At 38.2% G+C, this 20,472-nt stretch carries 19 protein-coding genes; 12 read left to right on the top strand and 7 right to left on the bottom strand.

Features of this window, described 5'->3' with window-relative positions; translation table 11 throughout:
- The first annotated feature begins 63 nt into the window (after nucleotides 1-63).
- From AN964_RS24735 to AN964_RS24705, 7 genes are all read left to right on the top strand, one after another.
- Entirely contained in the window at nucleotides 64-1,155 is a 1,092-nt protein-coding gene (locus AN964_RS24735; RefSeq protein WP_055742437.1) for a metallophosphoesterase, read from the top strand.
- A 101-nt stretch (nucleotides 1,156-1,256) separates the two neighbouring features.
- Entirely contained in the window at nucleotides 1,257-1,904 is a 648-nt protein-coding gene (locus AN964_RS24730) for an SIMPL domain-containing protein (protein ID WP_055742436.1), read from the top strand.
- A 329-nt stretch (nucleotides 1,905-2,233) separates the two neighbouring features.
- Nucleotides 2,234-2,917, top strand: coding sequence for a helix-turn-helix transcriptional regulator (locus tag AN964_RS24725; protein WP_055742435.1), 684 nt, complete (start codon nucleotides 2,234-2,236; stop codon nucleotides 2,915-2,917).
- Nucleotides 2,918-2,932: 15 nt separating this feature from the next.
- Complete coding sequence (locus tag AN964_RS24720) at nucleotides 2,933-4,123, top strand: MalY/PatB family protein (RefSeq protein WP_055742434.1); 1,191 nt, start codon at nucleotides 2,933-2,935, stop codon at nucleotides 4,121-4,123.
- A 184-nt stretch (nucleotides 4,124-4,307) separates the two neighbouring features.
- On the top strand, nucleotides 4,308-5,678 hold the full coding sequence (locus AN964_RS24715) for an APC family permease (protein ID WP_055742433.1): 1,371 nt from the start codon (nucleotides 4,308-4,310) through the stop codon (nucleotides 5,676-5,678).
- A gap of 44 nt (nucleotides 5,679-5,722) precedes the next feature.
- Nucleotides 5,723-6,379, top strand: coding sequence for a carboxymuconolactone decarboxylase family protein (locus AN964_RS24710; RefSeq protein ID WP_055742432.1), 657 nt, complete (start codon nucleotides 5,723-5,725; stop codon nucleotides 6,377-6,379).
- 582 nt (nucleotides 6,380-6,961) lie between these two features.
- Entirely contained in the window at nucleotides 6,962-8,992 is a 2,031-nt protein-coding gene (locus tag AN964_RS24705; protein ID WP_055742431.1) for a Na+/H+ antiporter, read from the top strand.
- Between the two features lie 212 nt (nucleotides 8,993-9,204).
- Here AN964_RS24705 and AN964_RS24700 read toward each other — a convergent pair whose 3' ends face one another.
- A complete protein-coding gene (locus tag AN964_RS24700) occupies nucleotides 9,205-10,278 on the bottom strand; it encodes a branched-chain amino acid aminotransferase (protein WP_055742430.1) in 1,074 nt (357 codons plus the stop codon).
- Nucleotides 10,279-10,481: 203 nt separating this feature from the next.
- Between AN964_RS24700 and AN964_RS24695 the strand changes: the two genes are divergently transcribed.
- Complete coding sequence (locus AN964_RS24695) at nucleotides 10,482-11,156, top strand: GNAT family N-acetyltransferase (RefSeq protein WP_055742429.1); 675 nt, start codon at nucleotides 10,482-10,484, stop codon at nucleotides 11,154-11,156.
- 2 nt (nucleotides 11,157-11,158) lie between these two features.
- Here AN964_RS24695 and AN964_RS24690 read toward each other — a convergent pair whose 3' ends face one another.
- Entirely contained in the window at nucleotides 11,159-11,566 is a 408-nt protein-coding gene (locus tag AN964_RS24690; protein WP_055742428.1) for a hypothetical protein, read from the bottom strand.
- Nucleotides 11,567-12,143: 577 nt separating this feature from the next.
- Here AN964_RS24690 and AN964_RS27405 point away from each other — a divergent pair.
- A complete protein-coding gene (locus AN964_RS27405) occupies nucleotides 12,144-12,272 on the top strand; it encodes a hypothetical protein (protein ID WP_268888360.1) in 129 nt (42 codons plus the stop codon).
- A 227-nt stretch (nucleotides 12,273-12,499) separates the two neighbouring features.
- Here the strand turns inward: AN964_RS27405 and AN964_RS24685 are convergent, their stop codons facing one another.
- The 5 genes from AN964_RS24685 to AN964_RS24665 form a co-directional block, all read right to left on the bottom strand.
- The gene (locus AN964_RS24685; protein ID WP_163258595.1) at nucleotides 12,500-13,168 is read right to left on the bottom strand and encodes an MgtC/SapB family protein; all 669 of its coding nucleotides are present in this window, start codon (nucleotides 13,166-13,168) and stop codon (nucleotides 12,500-12,502) included.
- A 114-nt stretch (nucleotides 13,169-13,282) separates the two neighbouring features.
- Nucleotides 13,283-13,753, bottom strand: coding sequence for a low molecular weight protein-tyrosine-phosphatase (locus tag AN964_RS24680; RefSeq protein WP_055742426.1), 471 nt, complete (start codon nucleotides 13,751-13,753; stop codon nucleotides 13,283-13,285).
- A 132-nt stretch (nucleotides 13,754-13,885) separates the two neighbouring features.
- A complete protein-coding gene (locus tag AN964_RS24675; RefSeq protein ID WP_055742425.1) occupies nucleotides 13,886-14,695 on the bottom strand; it encodes a MurR/RpiR family transcriptional regulator in 810 nt (269 codons plus the stop codon).
- 34 nt (nucleotides 14,696-14,729) lie between these two features.
- Complete coding sequence (locus tag AN964_RS24670; RefSeq protein WP_055742424.1) at nucleotides 14,730-15,410, bottom strand: N-acetylmannosamine-6-phosphate 2-epimerase; 681 nt, start codon at nucleotides 15,408-15,410, stop codon at nucleotides 14,730-14,732.
- 1 nt (nucleotide 15,411) lies between these two features.
- Complete coding sequence (locus AN964_RS24665; protein ID WP_055742423.1) at nucleotides 15,412-16,947, bottom strand: PTS transporter subunit EIIC; 1,536 nt, start codon at nucleotides 16,945-16,947, stop codon at nucleotides 15,412-15,414.
- Nucleotides 16,948-17,410: 463 nt separating this feature from the next.
- Here AN964_RS24665 and AN964_RS24660 point away from each other — a divergent pair, with 463 nt between their 5' ends.
- The 3 genes from AN964_RS24660 to AN964_RS24650 all read left to right on the top strand — a co-directional run bounded on the left by AN964_RS24660 (nucleotide 17,411) and on the right by AN964_RS24650 (nucleotide 20,451).
- Nucleotides 17,411-17,902, top strand: coding sequence for a PTS sugar transporter subunit IIA (locus tag AN964_RS24660; RefSeq protein WP_055742422.1), 492 nt, complete (start codon nucleotides 17,411-17,413; stop codon nucleotides 17,900-17,902).
- Nucleotides 17,903-18,093: 191 nt separating this feature from the next.
- A complete protein-coding gene (locus AN964_RS24655) occupies nucleotides 18,094-19,362 on the top strand; it encodes a beta-ketoacyl-[acyl-carrier-protein] synthase family protein (protein ID WP_055742421.1) in 1,269 nt (422 codons plus the stop codon).
- 474 nt (nucleotides 19,363-19,836) lie between these two features.
- Nucleotides 19,837-20,451: a 3'-5' exonuclease gene (locus tag AN964_RS24650; protein WP_055742420.1), complete on the top strand. Its 615-nt coding sequence runs from the start codon at nucleotides 19,837-19,839 to the stop codon at nucleotides 20,449-20,451.
- Nucleotides 20,452-20,472: the final 21 nt, after the last annotated feature.

Below are 20,472 nucleotides of genomic sequence, written 5' to 3'. Positions count from 1 at the left end.
GGAAAATGGAGAATTTTGTCGAATATCAAAAAATAAAATCAAGGAATAAAGGAGTTCCCTACATTGGACAAAATAAGAGAATTATCTATCCCAAATCATGCAAGAATTATTGTTATATCCGATATCCATGGAGAATTAGAGCTTTTTCAAAGGCTGCTAGACAAAGTTCAGTTTAGCAAAGAGGATTACCTCATTATTAATGGTGATCTTTGTGAAAAGGGAAGCAACAGTATGGGCGTAGTCCAATACATAATGGAATTAGAAGCAAATAATCCAAAAGTTCACGTCATAGAGGGCAATTGTGATACATTAGTGGAATATCTTTTAAATGAAGATCAGAATATTATAAACTACTTATGCACAAGAAAGCATTCCATCATGAATGAATGGCTGGAGAATATCGGTTACAAGATTTCATCAGAATCAAGCGTTAAAGAGGTAAAGGAACAATTATGGAGGCATTTTTCAAGGGAAATAAAATGGTTAACAGAACTACCAACTGCCATTGAAACGGATCATTATATTTTCGTTCATGCTGGGCTGGAGGACATTGAAAACTGGAAAGACACGAGCAGAGTTGCTGCCATTTCGATCCCAGAGTTTTTACTTAAGTCACATCAAGCAAATAAATATGTTATTGTCGGACATTGGCCAGTTGGAAATTATACTTCAAAAACTTTATCGAACAATCCAATCATCGATCAGGAGAAAAAAATCATTGCAAATGATGGTGGGAATAACGTAAAACTTTCTGGGCAACTAAATGCCTTTATTATTACTCCGTCCTCCTCAGGGGATAATTTTTCTCATACATACGTGGACCGTTTTCCTACAACGAAGGTAATAAAACAATTTAACGCAGATTCATCTTGGACAGGTTCCATTTCTTATGTAAATTATGCTCTTACTCCAATTGAAAAAGGAGAGCATTTCACCTTATGCAAACAACCGGGAACTGACCAATTACTCTATGTGAAAAATGAGTATATCCTTCAAAAGGATAGAGGCTATGAGGCAAAAGAGGAGGTCTCTTGCACACAAATAAGTGTAGAAAAAGAGGACATTGTTTCTATCATTGATGACAGTTGCGCAGGATATGCCTTGATAAAAAAAGACGGATTCGTCGGCTGGGTAGCTAAGGAAGCTATAGAATGATAGTAAGTCCTAAACATTAGGAAATTTTTAATACTTTTCACACTCCCCATTCCACCTTTTTCTTCATAAAATCTAATATTAAAGAAAAAGGTGGAATGCCTATGTATTATCCCTCCTATCGTGATGATTCTCCTCGTGTAATAACGGTTATTGGAAGGGCAACTCTTTCTCGAAAACCGGATACCGTTATCATCCAATTAGAAGTGATGACAGAGAATGAACAGATTCAACAAGCACAACAGGAAAATGCGTATAAAATGAATCAAGTAATCCAAACTCTTATACAATCAGGAATTATAAAGGAAGATATTCAGACTTCTTCTTATATCATCCATCCTCGATATGATTACGTGGATGGAAAACAAGTATTTAAGGGCTATCAAGTAATCAATTCGATCATGGTTAAAATAAAAAAACTGGATCTAGTCGGACATATTATTGATACGGCTGTTAAAAATGGGGTAAATCAGGTATCCAACATTCAATTTACACTCGAAAATCAACCAATTTACTATCAAAAGGCGCTGAGCGATGCCTTAAAAAATGCTCTGGTAAAGGCACAGACGCTTGCGGAAACATTAAAGGTAAATTATGACCCCATCCCCATAAAAATTGTAGAGGATATTAGTGAAATGCCCCACCCTTTTCAAAAATTTGCGTTGGTGGAAAATAGTATGTCTACTCCTATTGTGCCTGGCGAGATGGAGATTAAGGCAAAAGTGGAAGTGCAAATGGAGTATTATGGATAAACATCCGTTAAAAAAGCGCATATCAGTCATTTTGATTTGCGCTTTTTTAAGTGGCCCAAGTCGAAAAATGTAGTTTTTTTAATGTTGTGAATATTCCATAAAAATATTGACACATAAATAAAAATAAAATATATTTATCGTAATAAAAATTTATTATCCTAATAAAAAATAATCATTGATGAAAGCGAGGGGAATATGTAACAACATTTTTTTACATCTCTATTGAAAGCGTTTTCATAAAAGGTAGAACTGTCCTTGTGGAACGGACAAATAAAGAAAATGTCCACGGGTGGTGCCTGACACCACTTGGTGAGGGGTGGTAGTTTCATATGAGTGAGAGCGTGTCTTTGCAAATTAAGAAGTATATACCGTTGGTGGAGTTCTTGGGAAGTGTAATGGGAAGCCATTGTGAAGTGGTTTTGCATGATGTTCGTAATATCGAAAATTCTATTGTTGCCATCAAAAATAGTCATATAAGCAATAGAAAGGTAGGGGGTTCCTTAACAGATCTTGCATTAAAAATATTAAAAGATAAATCATATATAGGAAAGGATTTTCTGATTAATTATGCCGGCAAGACACAGGATGGCAAGATTGTCCGTTCGTCCACCTTTTTTATAAAGGACGATATGGGAAATGTAATAGGAATGCTTTGCTTTAATATGGACGTAAGCAAAATGGTGGAAACTAGGAATCTATTAGATAGTTTGATTAACGGGGCAATGGAGGTTCCGGAAAATGGCTTGCAGCTTGAAGGAAAACAACCTGGACATCATGATCCGCCTATAGAAGATTTGCATACTTCCATAGAGGATCTTACAACATCCATCGTTTGCAAAACTATATCAGAAACAGGTATTACTCCAGATAGAATGTCATCGGAAGAAAAAATGGAAGTGATTCAAAAACTAAATGAAAAAGGTGTTTTTTTAATCAAAGGCTCCGTATCAGAGGTAGCAAAACATATGAAAACATCTGAAGCAACGGTATACAGATACTTAAATAAAGCTTAATGGAGGAAAAAGAACATGAAATATAATTTTGATGAGGAAATAAATCGTTTTAATACCAGTTCCGTTAAATGGGATGAAGTAGATACTATTTTTAATGGTGAAAACCTTCTGCCTATGTGGGTAGCTGATATGGATTTTAAGGTGCCAGAACCTGTCATTGAAGCAATAAAACAACGGGCAGAACATGGCATCTTCGGTTATACAGCACGGAACGATTCTTATTACGAAGCAATCATTAATTGGATGCAGCGGCGCCACAATTGGAAGGTGGAAAAAGATTGGATTTGCCATGCACCTGGTGTCGTTCCAGCATTAGGGATGATCGTTCGAACCTTCACAAAACCGGGGGATAAAATCATTATACAATCGCCTGTCTACTACCCTTTTACAAATGTAGTAGAAAAAAATGAGAGAGTCATTGTCCAAAATCCATTAAAATACGAAGACGGTAAGTATGTTATGGATTTCGAAGATCTGGAGAGTAAAATCGATCACGACGTAAAAATGATCATTATTTCCAGTCCTCATAATCCGGTTGGAAGAGTGTGGACGAAAGAAGAACTTACCCAACTAGGAGATATTTGTCTAAAACATAATATCCTTGTTGTATCAGATGAAATCCATTTTGATTTAATTTTAAAGGGACATTCCCATACGCCATTTGCTTCCATTTCAGAAGAGTTTGCCCAAAATTCGATTATTTGCACTGCTCCAAGTAAAACATTTAATTTAGCAGGATTGCAAACATCCAATATTATTATTCCGAATAAAAATATACGTGAAAAATTTACAAATACATTAGAGTCCCTTTTCATAGGCATGACTAGTACCTTTGGCCTTGTAGCAACAGAGAGTGCATACCGTTATGGGGACGAATGGCTCGATCAACTACTAGTATACTTACAGAAAAATCTAGAGTTTTTAACTGATTATATTAATCAAAATATTCCAGAGTTAAAAGTAATCCCAACAGAAGGCACCTATCTTGTTTGGATTGATTGCAGAGAATTGGGGCTTGAGGCAAAAGAGCTTGAACATTTAATGCAAAAAGAAGCGAGAGTTGCATTAGATGAAGGCTATATATTTGGCAAAAGCGGTGAAGGCTTTACAAGAATGAACATCGCTTGTCCGCGCTCTATTTTGGAAGAAGGGTTAAAAAGAATCGAGAAGGCAGTTAAAAGTGTCAGGGGGGTTGCCTCGAAATAAAAATTCAATAGGATTTCCCAACTGTGAAAATGTCGTTCGAGTACTTTCATAAAGCAGTTAATTCCCTCTTCGTACAGATTCGGGCGACAAAGATTACTAAGATAGTGAATGAGAAAGCTATTTTAGTAATTTTTTTAACGAGAGTATTCAGAATGTTCCAAATAATGTTAAGGGGGATTGGGAAATGGCTAGTCAAGAATCGAATTTAAAGAAAGTATTAGGATTAGGGGATGTAATGGGAATTGCGGTAGGTCAAATTATCGGTGCAGGTGTTATGGCATTGACAGGCGTTGCAATCGGAATGACTGGAAGTGGTATAACACTCGCTTTTATTCTTTCTTCTGTTTTTACCATTATTACTATTTTGCCAATCGCCATAATGGGATCTGCTATACCTACAACAGGCGGATTATATCGATATTCCAGCCGCTTATTATCTTCAAAAGTAGGATTCTTTTGGATGTTGTTATTTATTCTTGGTAATTTGACTATTGCAATGTACGCCATTTCGTTTGCCCAGTATATGCAAGGATTAGTGCCATCTATACCGATGACACCTATTGCATTCGGACTACTCACGATATTCTATCTTTCTAATATTGTAGGTGTAAAATTTGCAGCAATAGTGGAAAAAGTGATGGTAATCGTGCTCTTCCTTGGTTTAGCAGTCTTTATCATATGGGGTTTTCCAGAAGTAAATTATTCCGTATTTAATGCTAAAGAGATGTTTCCACATGGGGCAGGTGGATTTTTTACCGCTGTCGCATTGCTTTCCTTTGCAACTGGAGGTGCTCAAGTAATTGCTGAGCTAGGCGGGGAAATGAAAAGACCTGGAAGGGATATTCCATTAACCATCATTGTTACGACCATTGGAGTAGGTATTCTTTATGCGTTTATGGCAACTATTGCAGTTGGAATTCTACCGATCTCCGATGTTGCTAACAAGCCGTTAACCGATGTTGCAAGAACGATTCTACCGCATCCGCTATTTATTTTCTTTATGATTGGCGGGGCAATGTTTGCATTAGCAACAACCTTAAATGCCACCTTATCTTGGATCACAAAGGGAATCTTGATATCTTGCGAGGATGGATGGCTTCCGAAATCATTGGGGAAGGTCAATAAGAAATTCGGAACACCACATTGGCTGCTAACTGTATTTTATGTTGTTGGTTTGATCCCAATTCTTACAGGACTATCGCTTGAAACCATTTCGGCATTAGGTACTGGAGTGTTACTGGTTGCAAATGTTATCCCAATCATTGCCTCTTCACAATTGCCGAAAAAATATCCGGAATTATATATGAAAGCACCATTTAAATTATCGAAAACAGCATTAAATATTGTCGTTGTTCTTGCCGTGATTCTCTTGGCAGTTCAAGGATACTTACTATTATCATCCTTATCTTACAAGTTTATGATCGGTGCTGGTATTTACATGGTTGCCGCTGCACTTTATGTCATTATCTTCGGTAACAGATTAAATATCAAAAAAAATCTAAGCTTTGCGGAGGATCCAGATTCCCCGCAACATCCAACCAATATTGGAGCTTAGGGTTTTCTGAATAAAAAAATGTCAAATAGTGGGAGGTATCGAAAATGACAGACGATAATTTATATAAAAAGTCGTATATTCGTAGATTAAGTGAATTAGGAAAGCTGGCACCGGATACGATGAAAAAGTTTACGGCTTTCGATCAGCAGGCATTAGCAGAAGGGGTGCTATCTAAAAAGACAAAGGAACTAATTGCGGTTGCAGTGGCTCATGTTACTGGTTGCCCGTACTGTATTGAGGCGCATGTTTCAAGTGCAAAAAGATTAGAGGTTTCAAAGGAAGAAATGCTGGAAGCCATTATGGTGGCAACAGCGTTAAAAGCAGGTTCAGCACTCGCTCATGGGGTAAATGCGTTAAATGCCTACGATGGAACAGGTGGGGAGGAGCTTTACAAGAGGTCGAATAAAAACCGACTGATGGAGTTTAAAGAGATGAATGCTGATTCGTTTCATGCTTTTTCTCTGTTTAATCATCAAGCATTGAAGGATGGATTGTTGAGCCGAAAAGAGAAGGAATTAATTGCCGTTGCGGTTGCTCATGTTACAGGGTGTGCCTATTGCATTGATTCCCATACGAAGAGTGCGAAACAATTAGGAGTCACCCTAGAAGAACTTGCGGAATCCATTTTTGTAGCTACCGCGTTAAAGGCAGGTTCAGCACTCGCACACAGTGTTAATGCTCTCAATGCTTATAACGACTAGTTAACAGTAATTTCTGCAAAACTAGATAAGCAGGAGGGGGTATGGAATGAAGATTCCAAAAACATTTCCTTCACTAGGGTTTCGTGATTATCGATTGCTTTGACTAAGCTTTTCTATGGCTAATTCCGGACAATATGCCGTTACGGTTTCAGTTAGCTGGCTTATCTTTTCTTTATCTAAATCATCCGTTCTTGTGGGTTTGATTATGTTCGTTACCATGATTCCGGGAGTAGTATTTGGTACCATCAAAATAATAATAAGTTTAAGGATTCCGAGTTAATGGACTTGGAATCTTTTTTTTGAGGGTAAAAAAATGTAGAAGCAATGAAACAAGGTTTTTCATTTTAAAACATGACCAATATTAAATGGTCGGTGATGTAATAAAAGCAACAAATAAACGAAAAATAGAATGGTAAAACTGTTTTCGTAATTGGTATTAAATACTTAGGCAGACTTCGTTTCGGGCATCTTTTCTTAAAAAGGATATCCATTCTTAAATCGGGTAAGTAAGTTTATAAGATTACTTTTACAAAAGCAACAAAATCTAAGAAAAGAGCCAATGGTAAAGGAGAATGAAAATGAATGGATAATTTACTGATTGTCTTATTGTTATTAGCAATTATTGGTCTTTCCAACGTTATTAATCATCTTGTTCCATTTATTCCTGTACCCCTTATTCAAATTGCTCTTGGTGTCGCTATTGCTGTCCTTCCATTGGGAGTCCATGTTCCGATGGAAACCGAATTGTTTTTAGTATTATTCATTGCACCACTGTTATTTAACGATGGAAGAAATGTATCGAGGATTGCTTTGTGGAAACTAAAAACACCTATTTTATTATTGGCACTCGGGCTTGTGTTTGTTACCGTGTTCATCATTGGGTATTTCATCCATTGGTTAATTCCAACGATTCCTCTTCCTGCATCTTTTGCCTTGGCAGCGCTTTTGTCACCGACAGATGCAGTAGCAGTAAGTGCAATGTCAAGCCGGGTTAAGATGCCGAAAGTTATTATGCATATTCTTGAAGGAGAAGGCTTGATGAATGATGCATCAGGACTTGTCGCTTTTAATTTTGCCATTGCGGCAATGGTAACCGGAGTGTTTTCATTAGCAAATGCCAGCATAAGCTTTGTTATTATTGCAATTGGCGGTTTTGTGGGTGGTGCCTTTCTGGCATTTATTATTATTAGGTTAAGGGTTTTAATACGGAGATTTGGGATGGAAGATGTAACAATCCATATGCTGATTCAAATTCTTACTCCATTTGTTATTTACCTGATAATCGAACATTTTCATCTATCAGGAATATTGGCAGTAGTGGCAGCTGGAATTGTGCATGCCATTGAAAAGGATCGTGAAAAATCACCAACTGTTGACCTGCAAGTTGTTTCCAAAAGCACTTGGACAGTCATTTTATACGTTTTAAACGGTTTGGTATTCGTTTTACTTGGAATTCAGATTCCCAGTGTAGCTAGTACGATTATAAAAGACCCATTATATAATAATTTTGTTGCATTAAAATATATCGTTCTCATTACTGCCGCATTATTAATTCTTCGTTTTGTCTGGGTTCTTCTGTCGGGAACTATCGGTTTGAAGATTAGAAAACGTAAGATTGGAAAATTAGGTTTCAGACAAATAGCCATTACGACGATTGGCGGTGTAAGAGGGGCAGTCACATTAGCAGGAGCTTTTTCCATTCCGTACGTTTTAGAGGATGGAAGCCCATTTCCTGAACGATCCTTAATTCTTTTTATTGCAGCAGGTGTCATCCTATTAACGCTGATTATTGCAAGTATATTCTTACCTGTGATTGCAAAATCCGATGGGGCTAAGGAAGTAGAGAGGGAAAAAATAAAGGAATGGGCCCTTATTCAAATGAGTATTGCTGCAATTCGTACTATAAGGAATAGCATGAATGATGATAATCGCGCATCCGCTTTGTCTATTATTACATCCTACAATAAAAAAATTCATCAACTTCGATATGGAAATGAAGAAGCAGGCTCATCCGCCATAAAGAAGGCAGAAGTAGATATTCGGATGGAAGCATTAGAAGCGGAGTCTCAATATGTTGCAAAACTTATTAAAAATAAAGAAATTGACAGAGATACCGCCTATCGTTGCCAAGAACATATTCACCGAATGGAAATTGCGATTACCAACCAAATGAAATACAAAGCTCTCGTTTTCTGGAGTATGGTAAAAAGAATCCTCATTCGTATCGCACAAATTTTTACTCCTAAAAAAGAGGCACTGCTACAGCAACGCAGGAAGCAATTTCAAAAAATAGCGGAGTTAAAAATAGAAATGGCAAAAGCAGCAATCGATCAATTGATCAAAGCAATGTCGCAAGAAAATAAAGATATTTGTTATTTAGTGATTGGCGAATATAATGAATTGATAATGAAGCTAAAGAAAATGAAGGATAAAAATACATCAAAAACCAATGAACGGTATGAACGAGAGCTAAAAGATAAGGCTTTCCAAGCAGAAAGAGATGCGCTCCAAAATATGTTTGAAAAGGGGCAAATACCTGCTGATCTTGTTAGAAAGCTAAGGCAGCAAATCAATATTAGGGAAGTATATTGGATGGAAGGGAAAAGTTTGTAGCGAATGCAAATAAAAGAAAGCCACTAGGAAATTGAGGCTTTCTTTTTTAAGTCTTTGTTTAGCGCAAGCAGCCGTCGGTTAGCGGATCTCTCCAACTTCTTCCGATAATAAGTCAACATCTGCTCGTGAACTGCCTAGCTGTGTTTCCTTTCTCTCAGTCGAAGACTAGGAAATCCGTACTCCGATGAGCAAGGCGCCTGCGCTTTTCTAAATTATTTTACTTCAAGAGTCCAATCAAATGGATCGGGTTCCGTTCCATTTTGTAAATTTGTTAGTGTATTATATAGCTTTTGGGATAACGGTCCGGTTTCTCCATTATTAATATCCATCTTTTCGCCTTCCCAATTTAATTCACCGACTGGAGAGATGACAGCTGCTGTCCCTGTTCCGAATATTTCCTCAAGGGAACCATTTTTGTAACTGTCATAAATTTCATCGATTGAAATTTTTCGCTCGCTTACAGGAATACCCCAGTATTTTAATAGACTGATGACAGAATCACGTGTGACCCCTGCTAAAATACTGCCATTAAGTTCAGGAGTTACTACTTCCCCATTGATTTTAAAGAAGATATTCATACTTCCTACTTCTTCAATGTATCTTTTTTCGATTCCATCTAACCATAAGACTTGAGAATAACCTTGTTTTTCCGATACTTCCTGTGCCTTTAAACTAGATGCATAATTTCCTGCAGTTTTTGCTTTTCCTGTTCCACCGGCTACTGCACGGACATACTCCCGTTCTACAAAAATTTTAACAGGATGAATTCCTTCTTTATAGTAAGAACCAACCGGAGATAAAATAATCATTAGTTTGTAGGATGTAGATGCTGCTACACCTAGATAGGGTTCCGTTGATATGATAAAAGGACGAATATAAAGGGATGTCCCCTCAGCAGTTGGAATCCAATCCTTTTCCATCTCTATCAATTTTATTAAAGCCTTCAAAACAAAATCTTCATCAATCCGGGGAATACATAAGCGCTCATTAGACAAATTTAATCTTGCCATATTCATTTCAGGCCTAAATAGAAGTACTTTGTTTTCCTTTGTTTTATAAGCCTTTAATCCTTCGAAAACGGTTTGTCCATAATGAAAGATCATGGCGGCAGGATCTAATGTGATGGGCTGGTAGGGCACAATTCGAGGATCATACCATCCCTTCTCTACCGTATAATCCATAATGAACATATGGTCTGTGAAAATTCTTCCAAATTCAAGCTGTTCCGAATTCGGTTTCTGCTTTTTAGAATGGCTTTGGGTAATTTGAATTGTTTGATCTTCCATTTCAATCCTTCTTTTCTTATGGAGTTTAATAATTTTAAATACTATTATTACAGTTTTAAAGCATTAAAGCAATCCTTTTTGCAAGAATATTAGATAAACTTCATTCCATATTAAACCCTTTTCCACTTCTTCTATTTTAGAGGAGTTATTCGGGTCTGAATCGAAACTATAGGAAGTGAATGTGTATTATAGGAGGAATTTTATTGTTGTCTGATTTTGAACTAATGAGAATTCATGTAAACGTTTTGTTTCGACATGATGAGGAAAATAGAATTACGTATGTGAACGAACCTCCGTATGATGAAGCGCCCCGGGTTTTTATCGGTGGAACTAAAGATGGTTATGTAGTCAGGTATCATCGATCTCTTAGTGAAGAAGTGGTCAATGAATTGGAGCAAACTATTAGTTCGGATAATAATCCTCCCTTAGCTGAAATTATTTGTATTCTAAACAAAGATCGGGAGATAAACAGTATTGAGGTTGGACCTGCATATTTTTTTTCGGGTGTGAAAAGTAGTGCAAACAGAGCAGTGAAGGTCACTTCCTCCAATCAAGAGATTTTATTGCCGAATTTCCCCTATACATATGAGGAATTTGAATTGAAGCAGCCATGTTACGCCATCATCCAAAATGGAATTGCTGTTTCTTTATGCTGCAGTGCCAGACAAACGGATGCCGCTGCCGAGGCAAGCTTATTTACATTGGAAGAATATCGTGGAATGGGATACGGGATGGAGGTTGCGAATGCATGGGCATCGGATGTGCAGAATCAAGGGAAATTAGCCTTGTACAGAACGTCTTGGGATAATTTCTCCTCTCAATCAGTGGCGAAAAAGCTGCAATTAAGTCAATATGGAATAGATATCCATATTAGCTGATTTCAATGTGGGGATTTTTCCCTTACCTTCAAAATATCCTCGATAATCGCCAAATGAAAAGCTGCCCAAGCTTTTTCACGAAAATGGAGCAATACACTAACAATTAGAATAAGCAGGTATATAATTCCAAAAATAGCCCAAAGTTTACTGCCATCTTGAAAGAGAAACTTCTCTAATTGTGTGGCAAAAAGGAATAATAGCCACGGAATGGAGGACACAAAGAGAGGAATGATACCGGACGCATTTCTCTCTTTTATCATGCGATAATAAATAAGTGTTAAAGTATTGCTATCAATAGATTCATAAAAATCCTTTATTTCCTTGATTTCGGTTAAAAATTTGACCTGTTTCACTCCGCTTTGCTTTAATTGCAAATAAACCTTATGTGCATCTCCACGCAAAGAAAACATATTTCCTCCTTGTATTGATTCATGTCGCTGAAACGAATCTTTTCCGGTTACATTTTATCTAGTTTGTGGAAAATAATACATTCTATACGGTTTATGGTTATAGCAGGTAGGGTGATGCCTGAAAACGTGATTGGAATGATAATACGTTCAGCAAAGAGGAGGATTTGTGCTCGAGAATAAGATCGGACCGGGAATTAGTCTATGAAAGAGGTGGGAATGTGCCCGAACGCTGTACAAATTGAGAGCAACAGTAATATTGGGAGGGTGAATGTGCCCGAACGCTGAATAAATTGAAAACAACGGTAATATTCAGAAAAAGAATGTGCCTGGAAGAAGACGGTAACAATACGAGGAGAATCTTTCCCGCAAATGGGGCTGGAGAAGAAAAACGGTAACAATACAAAGAGAATCGTTCCCGCAAATAAGGCAGAAGAAGAAGAACGGTAACAATACGAGGAGAATCTTTCCCGCAAATGGGGCTGGAGAAGAAAAACGGTAACAATACAAAGAGAATCGTGCCCGCAAATAAGGCAGGAGAAGAAGAACGGTAACAATACGAGGAGAATCTTTCCCGCAAATGGGGCTGGAGAAGAAGACGGTAACAATACGAGGAGAATCTTTCCCGCAAATGGGACTGGAGAAGAAAAACGGTAACAATACGAAGAGAATCGTGCCCGTAAATAAGGCAGGAGAGGAAAAACGGTAACAATACGAGTAGAATCGTGCCCGCAAATAAGGCAGGAGAAGAAGAACGGTAACAATACAAAGAGAATAATGCCTGAGAATGCGGTCGGAATAAAAAAACGGGAACAATACGAGGCAGATTGTTCCCGTGAAAAGGAAAACAGTAACGAGTGGGGAGCAAATGCCCGAATATGAAGCCTAACCAAAGAAACTGGCATCATTGAACTTGGATTCTGACAAAATGACAATCTAATCAAATTTAATCCTTTCAATTTCAGGCAGTTGCTGAAGCGCTTTTATAATATCATTATCTTTTATTCCCTTATTTGATTTTAGCTGAAAGTCGATAATATAGTGGGGTTGCGTATCGGTTAATTTAACTTTTACTTGATACGTTACTACTTCAAGGTTTTGTGATGTCAAGGTATCCAGAATACTAGGTATGACTTCGTTGGAAGAAACGTGGATATTCATTTTATGTGACTTCGATATAATAGGTTGAAATAATCTTTTTAATACTTCTAGACCTACTAAAACAAGCACAGTTCCGCAAATACTTACAATGTACATACCCGATCCGATAGCAAGCCCGATTCCCGAAGTTGCCCAAAGTCCTGCTGCTGTCGTAAGGCCGCGAACAGATTGGCGCTGAACAAGGATGGTTCCAGCTCCTAAAAAGCCGACTCCGCTAACTACCCCGGCTGCAATACGGCTCGGATCAAGCTCAATCGTACCATTATGTACAACGTCGAAAAAAGCGTACTTAGAAACGATCATTGCAAGGGCGCTACCAACTGCCACTAGAAAATGAGTGCGCAATCCTGCTTCTTTGAAACGCTTCTCCCGTTCAAAACCAACGAGTGCCCCAAGAATCCCGGCTATCACGAGCCTCGCGATGAGTTCAATTTCTGTCATAATGCTAACTTTCCCCTTTTCACAAAGTGTTTGATTATTCGTTTTATTTAGGATACCATTGCCAAACTTTTAATTCCAGAAATTAAAAAAATCCCGCCGAAAGACGAGATAATTTTATTACTTCTGTAAATGATGTTCCTCACGAATTTTCTCAAGCAACGCCCTGCACCCTTGTGAAACTAAATCATACGTTTCCTGAAAATCACCCGTATAATATGGATCTGGAACATCTTTTTTATGTTCGGTTAAATCCAGCAGGCGAAGGATCTTCGGATGATTTGTTTTCCCAGTTAATTGATAGATGTTTTTTACATTGCTCGTATCCATGCCAACTATGTAATCGAAATTCTCGAAGTCATCCTGTTTCATTTGGCGTCCCACAAGACCCTCAGTGGAAACGCTGTATTTCTTCAAGATAGTAAGAGTGCCCTTATGCGGCGGATCCCCAATATGCCATGAACTAGTAGCTGCAGAATCTACTGTTATTTGATTGGTCAAATTTTCTTTTACAAGCATGTCACGAAAAAGGGCCTCTGCCATAGGGGAGCGACAAATATTCCCGAGACAAACGAATAGGACATTGATCATGTGTTCGGCTCCTTTCCTTCTATTATATAGTGCTTATTATATCACCTATTCTAAGAACGGTATTCTCTTAAAAATCTGTTGAGTAAAAACATGAAAAGAAAAACTCCTCTACAGAAGAGGAGTCGATGTTTGTTAAGTTCTATCTATATGCGATAAAGAAGAGATTACTGATACTGTTTCAGTATATATTTTATTTCTATAAGGATCTTGTAAAAAATGCACGGTAATTCGGTCGATTAAAAATAATGCACTTAAATCAAGCCCCGTAGAGAAATAGCCATTTCGAATAGGGTGAACTGTCCACAGTACCTCGTGTGATAATTTGGTTAACGGAGTATCACCGTAAGCCGTGAAGGAAACGATTTTTGCACCATTTTTCTTTGCTCTTTCTATTGGAATAAGTAGATCCCTTGTTTGTCCGGAACGGGAAAATGCGAGTAGAAGATCGCCTTCCTTCAGCAATGCACTCCTTATGACCATTAAGTGCGGATCTGTTACTGCTTCGGCAATAAACCCCATCCTGCTTAAACGGTAGTTAAGTTCCTGTGCGGCAAGTCCTGAACTGCCTAAACCATATATAAAAATTCGATTTGCTTCTTTTATTAATGATAAAACACGAGAAAAGGATTCCTTTCCAGATAACGATTGGATATCATGGAATATTTCGATGTATTGATGATGTAATGCATCATCGATATCCGTGCTCTCCTCCGTATGATTTTCCCGAGCCAGCTTTAATTTTAGCTCCACAAAATTTCGGCAGGAGACTTTTTTGGAAAATCTAGTAATAGAAGCAACAGAGACTCCTGTTTTTGCCGCAATCTCTTTAATATGACTTTGGGAAGCTTCCTCTGGAGAAGAGAGTAAATAATCCGCTATTTGCCGTTCTTTATCTGAAAAAGAAGAATATCTTTCCTGAATATCCTTTAAAAGTGATGCCACTTATAACTCCTTTCTCCTTCGAAACAGTGGTTAACTACTTGCGAATCATATCAGTAAAACGTGCTGTAATTTGCTGTGGTCTGGAAATGGCACCGCCAACCACAACGGAATGTGCCCCAAGATCCAACACCTGTTTAGCCATTTCCGGCGTAATAATATTTCCCTCTGCTATAACAGGAATGGACACGGTTTGAAGGATGTCTTTTAAAAATTTAAAATCACTATCATATAGTTTACATCCTTTTGTTTCATTTGTGTATCCGAATAGGGTAGTAGAAACACAATCGAAACCTAATTGTTCCGCATTTTTTGCATCCTCCACAGAAGAGATGTCAGCCATTAACTGTACTTCCGGCCCATTGGTTCTGATATAGGATACAAGCTCTTCAAGTGTTTCTCCATTCGGTCTCGTTCTTAACGTAGCATCTAGTGCAATCATTTCACAGCCGCTTTCAAGCAACTCAGCCAATTCTTTTTTTGTTGCGGTGATAAATACCTCACTATCCGGATAATCTCTCTTGAGGATACCTATCACTGGTAAATCAATTTCCTGTTTAATAGCGATAATATCCCCTTTAGAATTAGCACGTATTCCAACTGCTCCGCCCATTTTAGCAGCAAGAGCCATTTTTGCCATAATAAATGAGCTGTGAAGCGGTTCATCTGGAAGTGCCTGGCAAGAGGCGACTAGCCCTTTTTTTATGGTCTCTAACATTTTATCCACCTACAATTTCTTCGATTTCGTTTTTGATAATTGTTACATCCGGTCCATAAATAACTTGAATGCCTTTTCCTTTCGAAACGACACCTTTTGCACCGGTTTGCTTCAAAATATCTTCATTAATAGAAGTTTCGTCTTTTACCGTTACACGCAAGCGAGTAGCACAGCAGTCCACATTTTCAAGGTTTTCAGCGCCACCTAATGCGCCAATAATGACTTGGGCACGTTCACTTTTATTAGTAAAGGTAGCAGTTGTTTCACCTGCATCCTCACGTCCTGGTGTTTTAAGATTAAACTTTTTAATGAAGAAGGTGAAGGAGAAGTAGTATAGGAAGAACCATACAACTCCAACAACTGGAACAAGCACCCAGTTTGTTTTTGCATTACCTTGTAAGATTCCAAATAAAATAAAGTCAATAAATCCGCCAGAGAATGTTTGCCCAATCGTAATATGAAGGATGTGGGCCATCATAAACGCTAAACCATCGAAAAATGCATGTAGAACATAAAGCCCTGGTGCAATAAATAAGAATGAAAATTCAAGTGGTTCTGTAATCCCTGTTAAGAAAGAAGTTAATGCAGCAGATCCCATTAAACCAGCAATTTTCTTTTTGTTTTCAGGTTTTGCAGTCCGATAGATGGCAAAAGCAGCACCAATCAATCCGAACATCATCGTAATAAAACGGCCAGACATAAATCTAGAAGTTCCTATAAAGAAGTGCTTTGTATTTGGATCAGCTAATTGAGCAAAGAAAATTCGTTGAGTTCCTTCCACTAAATGGCCGCCAACAACAGCAGTACCTCCTAGACTTGTTGTCCAAAATGGCATGTAAAAAATATGATGAAGTCCAAAAGGTCCAAGTAATCTGAGAATAAATCCATAGAAGAATGTTCCGATATACCCTGTTGCTTGAACAATTCCACCAAGCTTAAAGATTCCGCTTTGAATAAATGGCCAAATAATAAACATTACAACGCCTAAAATAATAGCTGCAAATGAAGCGATAATTGGAACAAAACGAGAGCCACTAAAGAATCCTAAGAATGGCGGCAGCTGAGTCTTGTTATATCGATTGTGTAACCATGCTGCTAAAATTCCGACCACTACCCCTCCGAATACACCTGTTTCTAGGGTTTGAATACCAAGAACCATCCCTTGTCCTGCAGCAGCAGGGTTTTCTGTATTCATCTTATGAGTGATAGTAAGCATTGCTGACATCGTCGCATTCATTACCAAAAAGGCAAGAACACCGGCAAGACCAGCTGTACCTTTATCTGATTTTGCTAAACCAACTGCAATACCAACTGCAAAAAGTAAAGCTAAGTTAGCGAAAACTATATTTCCTGCACTTGACATAATTGTAAAGATGGATTGAAGCCAAGATACATCTAAAAATGAATAGGCTTTTACGGTATTTGGGTTCGATAATGCTCCACCAATTCCCAATAAAAGACCGGCAGCCGGCAATACAGCAATTGGTAACATAAAGGACTTACCGAACTGCTGAGCTTTCTCGAAGAAACTATTCATCAAAGTACCTCCTAACATGAAAATTATTTACACACAAAGTATATAACATTACTAAAATATAATTCAAGAAAAATTTAAAAGCGTTTTCAATTGATATTCAAAAATTCATGATTTGAAAAAGAATATATACATGCGAAAAAATGGTTTGCAGCAAGGGTTTATCCATATCATTTTCTGGACCTTTGAAAAATTTTAATGTATATGATTTTTCAAAATCGTAATCTTGCGTTAGAATAGTAATCGTTTTTTATTGCAGATTAACGGGAAGGTAATACCCGCCTTAAAAATTGAAGGAAACTAAGTAGTGGAGAGTGACTGCACGAAAAGCTCGATTGGTTCGGGCATGCAGGAGCAGGTCACCAAGACGTTGCAACAGGCTGTTGCGTGTTTAGCCATATCAGTTGGAAACCCTCGACTGATATAAGTTCCACTTTATTTAGGCCAAATGACTGGAGGAATTTACATGTTTAAATCATTATTTAAAAAAAGTGATAAATCTATTACACTATTGGCACCCTTAACGGGTAAGGTTGTTCCATTAGAAGAGGTTCCTGATCAGGTCTTTTCACAAAAAATGATGGGGGATGGAGTAGCTATTATTCCATCAAATAGCACAGTATACTCCCCGTTTGACGGAGAGATTGTAAATGTTTTTCAAACAAAGCATGCCATTACGTTACGTTCAAACGAAGGCGTAGAGATTTTAATTCATATGGGATTAGATACTGTTAACCTTAAAGGAGATGGGTTCGACATAAAAGTATCAGATGGAGAAAAAATAACAAAAGGAAGTTTATTGGCAAATTTTGATCTAACTAAAGTAAAAGAAGCAGGCTATGAAGTCATTACCCCGATTATATTATTAAATGGGGACACTTATGAAATAAATCAACAGTCTCTTAGTAATATGGTTAACGGCGGAAATGATATTTTGATGGAGATAACTAAAAAGTAATCAATGAGGAAAAGTACTTTTGCCATAGGTAAAGGTACTTTTTTTAAATAGAAAAATACTGAATATAGCAAAAAAGCGTCATATTGTATGAATCCCAAAAAAAGAGTTATATTTAATTATGACATCATAAATTTTCTATAACTATGCATAATGAATAGATTTTTAATTAGGAATAGTAGGAAGTGAATAGTATGACATTAAAGTCTACACGAATTGTTGTGACAGGTATGGGTGCTGTCACTCCTTTTGGGATTGGGGTAAATCCATTTTGGGACGCTTTGCTTGCAGGTAAGTCTGCTGTAAAGGAAACGGAAAATGAGCTATGGAAGAAGTGGATTCCAGTGCTAGCGGAAATCCCTGAATTTGATCCTTTAGAGTATCTTACGAAAAAGCAAGTAAGAAATACAGACCGTTTTACCCAAATCACGCTTATTGCGGCGGCGGAAGCAATCAAGGATGCGGGCTTGTCATCGGATGACCCGGATGTGGCATGGAAGCCTGATACTTCTGCTCATCGAATTGGTATTTCGGTTGGTACTGCATATGGCGGTGTTGGCACATTGGCGGAAGGCGCCGAGACTTTGACGATGAATCCAGATAAAAGAATGAGTCCTCGCTTACTATCCAAGTCATTGCCTAATGCAGCTGCGGCTGCGCTTGCCTTGAATTACGCAGTTCGCGGACCAGTGATGACATATACAACGGCCTGTGCCTCTTCCGCCAATTCGATTGGGGAAGGGGTGGCCTGGCTGCAGACTGGGAAAGTAGATCTCGTCATTGCCGGCGGTTCAGAATCTTTGTTCTCACCGGTTGTTTTATCAAGTCTTCGTTCTGCAGGAGCGATTGCAACCGAAGGACCAGAGGACTTTAGTGCTTGGAGCAGACCGTTTGATGCGAATCGCAAGGGAATGGTTGCCGGAGAAGGAGCAGCTTTCATGGTGTTGGAACCTTATGATCGTGCAGTGAAACGCGGTGCGAAAATCTATGCAGAACTTGCCGGCTACGGGGCTTCCAATGATGCCTACCATGAAACAGCACCGCATCCAGAAGGAGCTGGTGCAGCGCTTGCTATTGTACAAGCGCTTGAAGATGCGGGAATTGATGCTAATAAAATCGATTATATCAATGCTCATGCTACAGCGACGCCAGCTGGAGACAAGGCGGAATCTATTGCTCTTAAGCGGGTATTTGGGGAACAGCTTGCCGACATTCCGGTGAATTCTATTAAAGGAGCGATTGGCCACTTAATTGGAAGTGCCGGTGCTATTGAAAGTATTGCATGTATTAAATCCATCGAAACCGGAATGCTGCCGCCTACGCTTCATTGTACAGACCCTGATCCAGATGCACCAAGTAATCTTGTTTTAAAAACACAGCAGCATCATGTGAAGCATGTTTTATCCAATTCATTTGGCTTCGGTGGACAGAACGGATCTTTGATTTGGAAAAGCGTAGAATAAGAGCATTTGCTGGGAAAAATGAAAAATGAAACTAATCGGAGGACCAAATCTCATAATGATTTGGTCTTTTTTATAAAAACAATGTAATGGTTTTGGCGGACAATGGTTCCGTTATCTGTGACAAAACGGGTTCATTTCACATGTATGCGGACATCAGTTCCGTTATCTAGCAAAAAAGCAGTGATTTTCTTGCACTTTTTCGTAAATAACGGATTCAGTGTCCTCATAACCCTGAAATGGAGGCCATTTAATCAAAATAGCGGATCTGGTGTCCTCCTATGATTTTTATTCCACAATATCGGTCCAACTGACCTGCTTCATAAAAAGGCATTTTTTAATGATGCTGTGAGCAAAAAGATAAAAATTGCTGGACAATAAAGGTTATAATAAGAATATAATTGAAGAGATATTTTTGTGAACGAAATGTTAAGACTATTCAAACATATTATATAGTGAAATTGGAAAGGAGTAATAATGAAAAATTTCATTGCATTTGATTTTGAAACGGCAAATCGCAATCGCCATAGCATTTGTTCTGTAGGGATGGTATTCGTGGAGGATGGCAAAATCGTGGATTCTGTATATTCATTAGTGGATCCGGAAGAATCGTTCGATTATGGGAATATTCAAGTCCATGGGATTCAGGCCTACGATGTTGAAGGGGCGCCAACTTTTGACGCCTTTTACGAGTCTATTAAAGGCAGAATAGAAAATCAGGTCATGGTCGCGCATTTCCTCCCTTTTGACGGCTACGCTCTTAGAGATAATTTAAATCGATACAATGTAACTCCAGTATCCACCCAACTACTTTGCAGCTATCAACTATCTAAAAAACTTTTAAAGGGACGATCAAGTTATACTTTAAAATCCTTGTGTGACCATTATGAAATTGACCTTCTCCATCACCATAATGCACTGGACGATGCGAAGGCTTGTGCGGAAATTATGATCAACCTTTCCAATGAATTTGGAATATATGATCTGGATACGATTTTTCAAAAAACGAATATCAGAGCTGGCGAGATTGCTCCTAGCTACTATCGTTCATCATTAGTTTCTAAAAAAATGAAAACAAGTGATGCTTCATAATTTGGGGGTACCGAAAAGCGG

This window comes from Heyndrickxia shackletonii (genome assembly GCF_001420715.1).
In the GTDB taxonomy this organism is placed as follows: domain Bacteria; phylum Bacillota; class Bacilli; order Bacillales; family Bacillaceae_C; genus Margalitia; species Margalitia shackletonii.
Note: the sequence above shows the minus strand (reverse complement) of the source record. Positions and strands in the feature narration are given on the sequence as shown.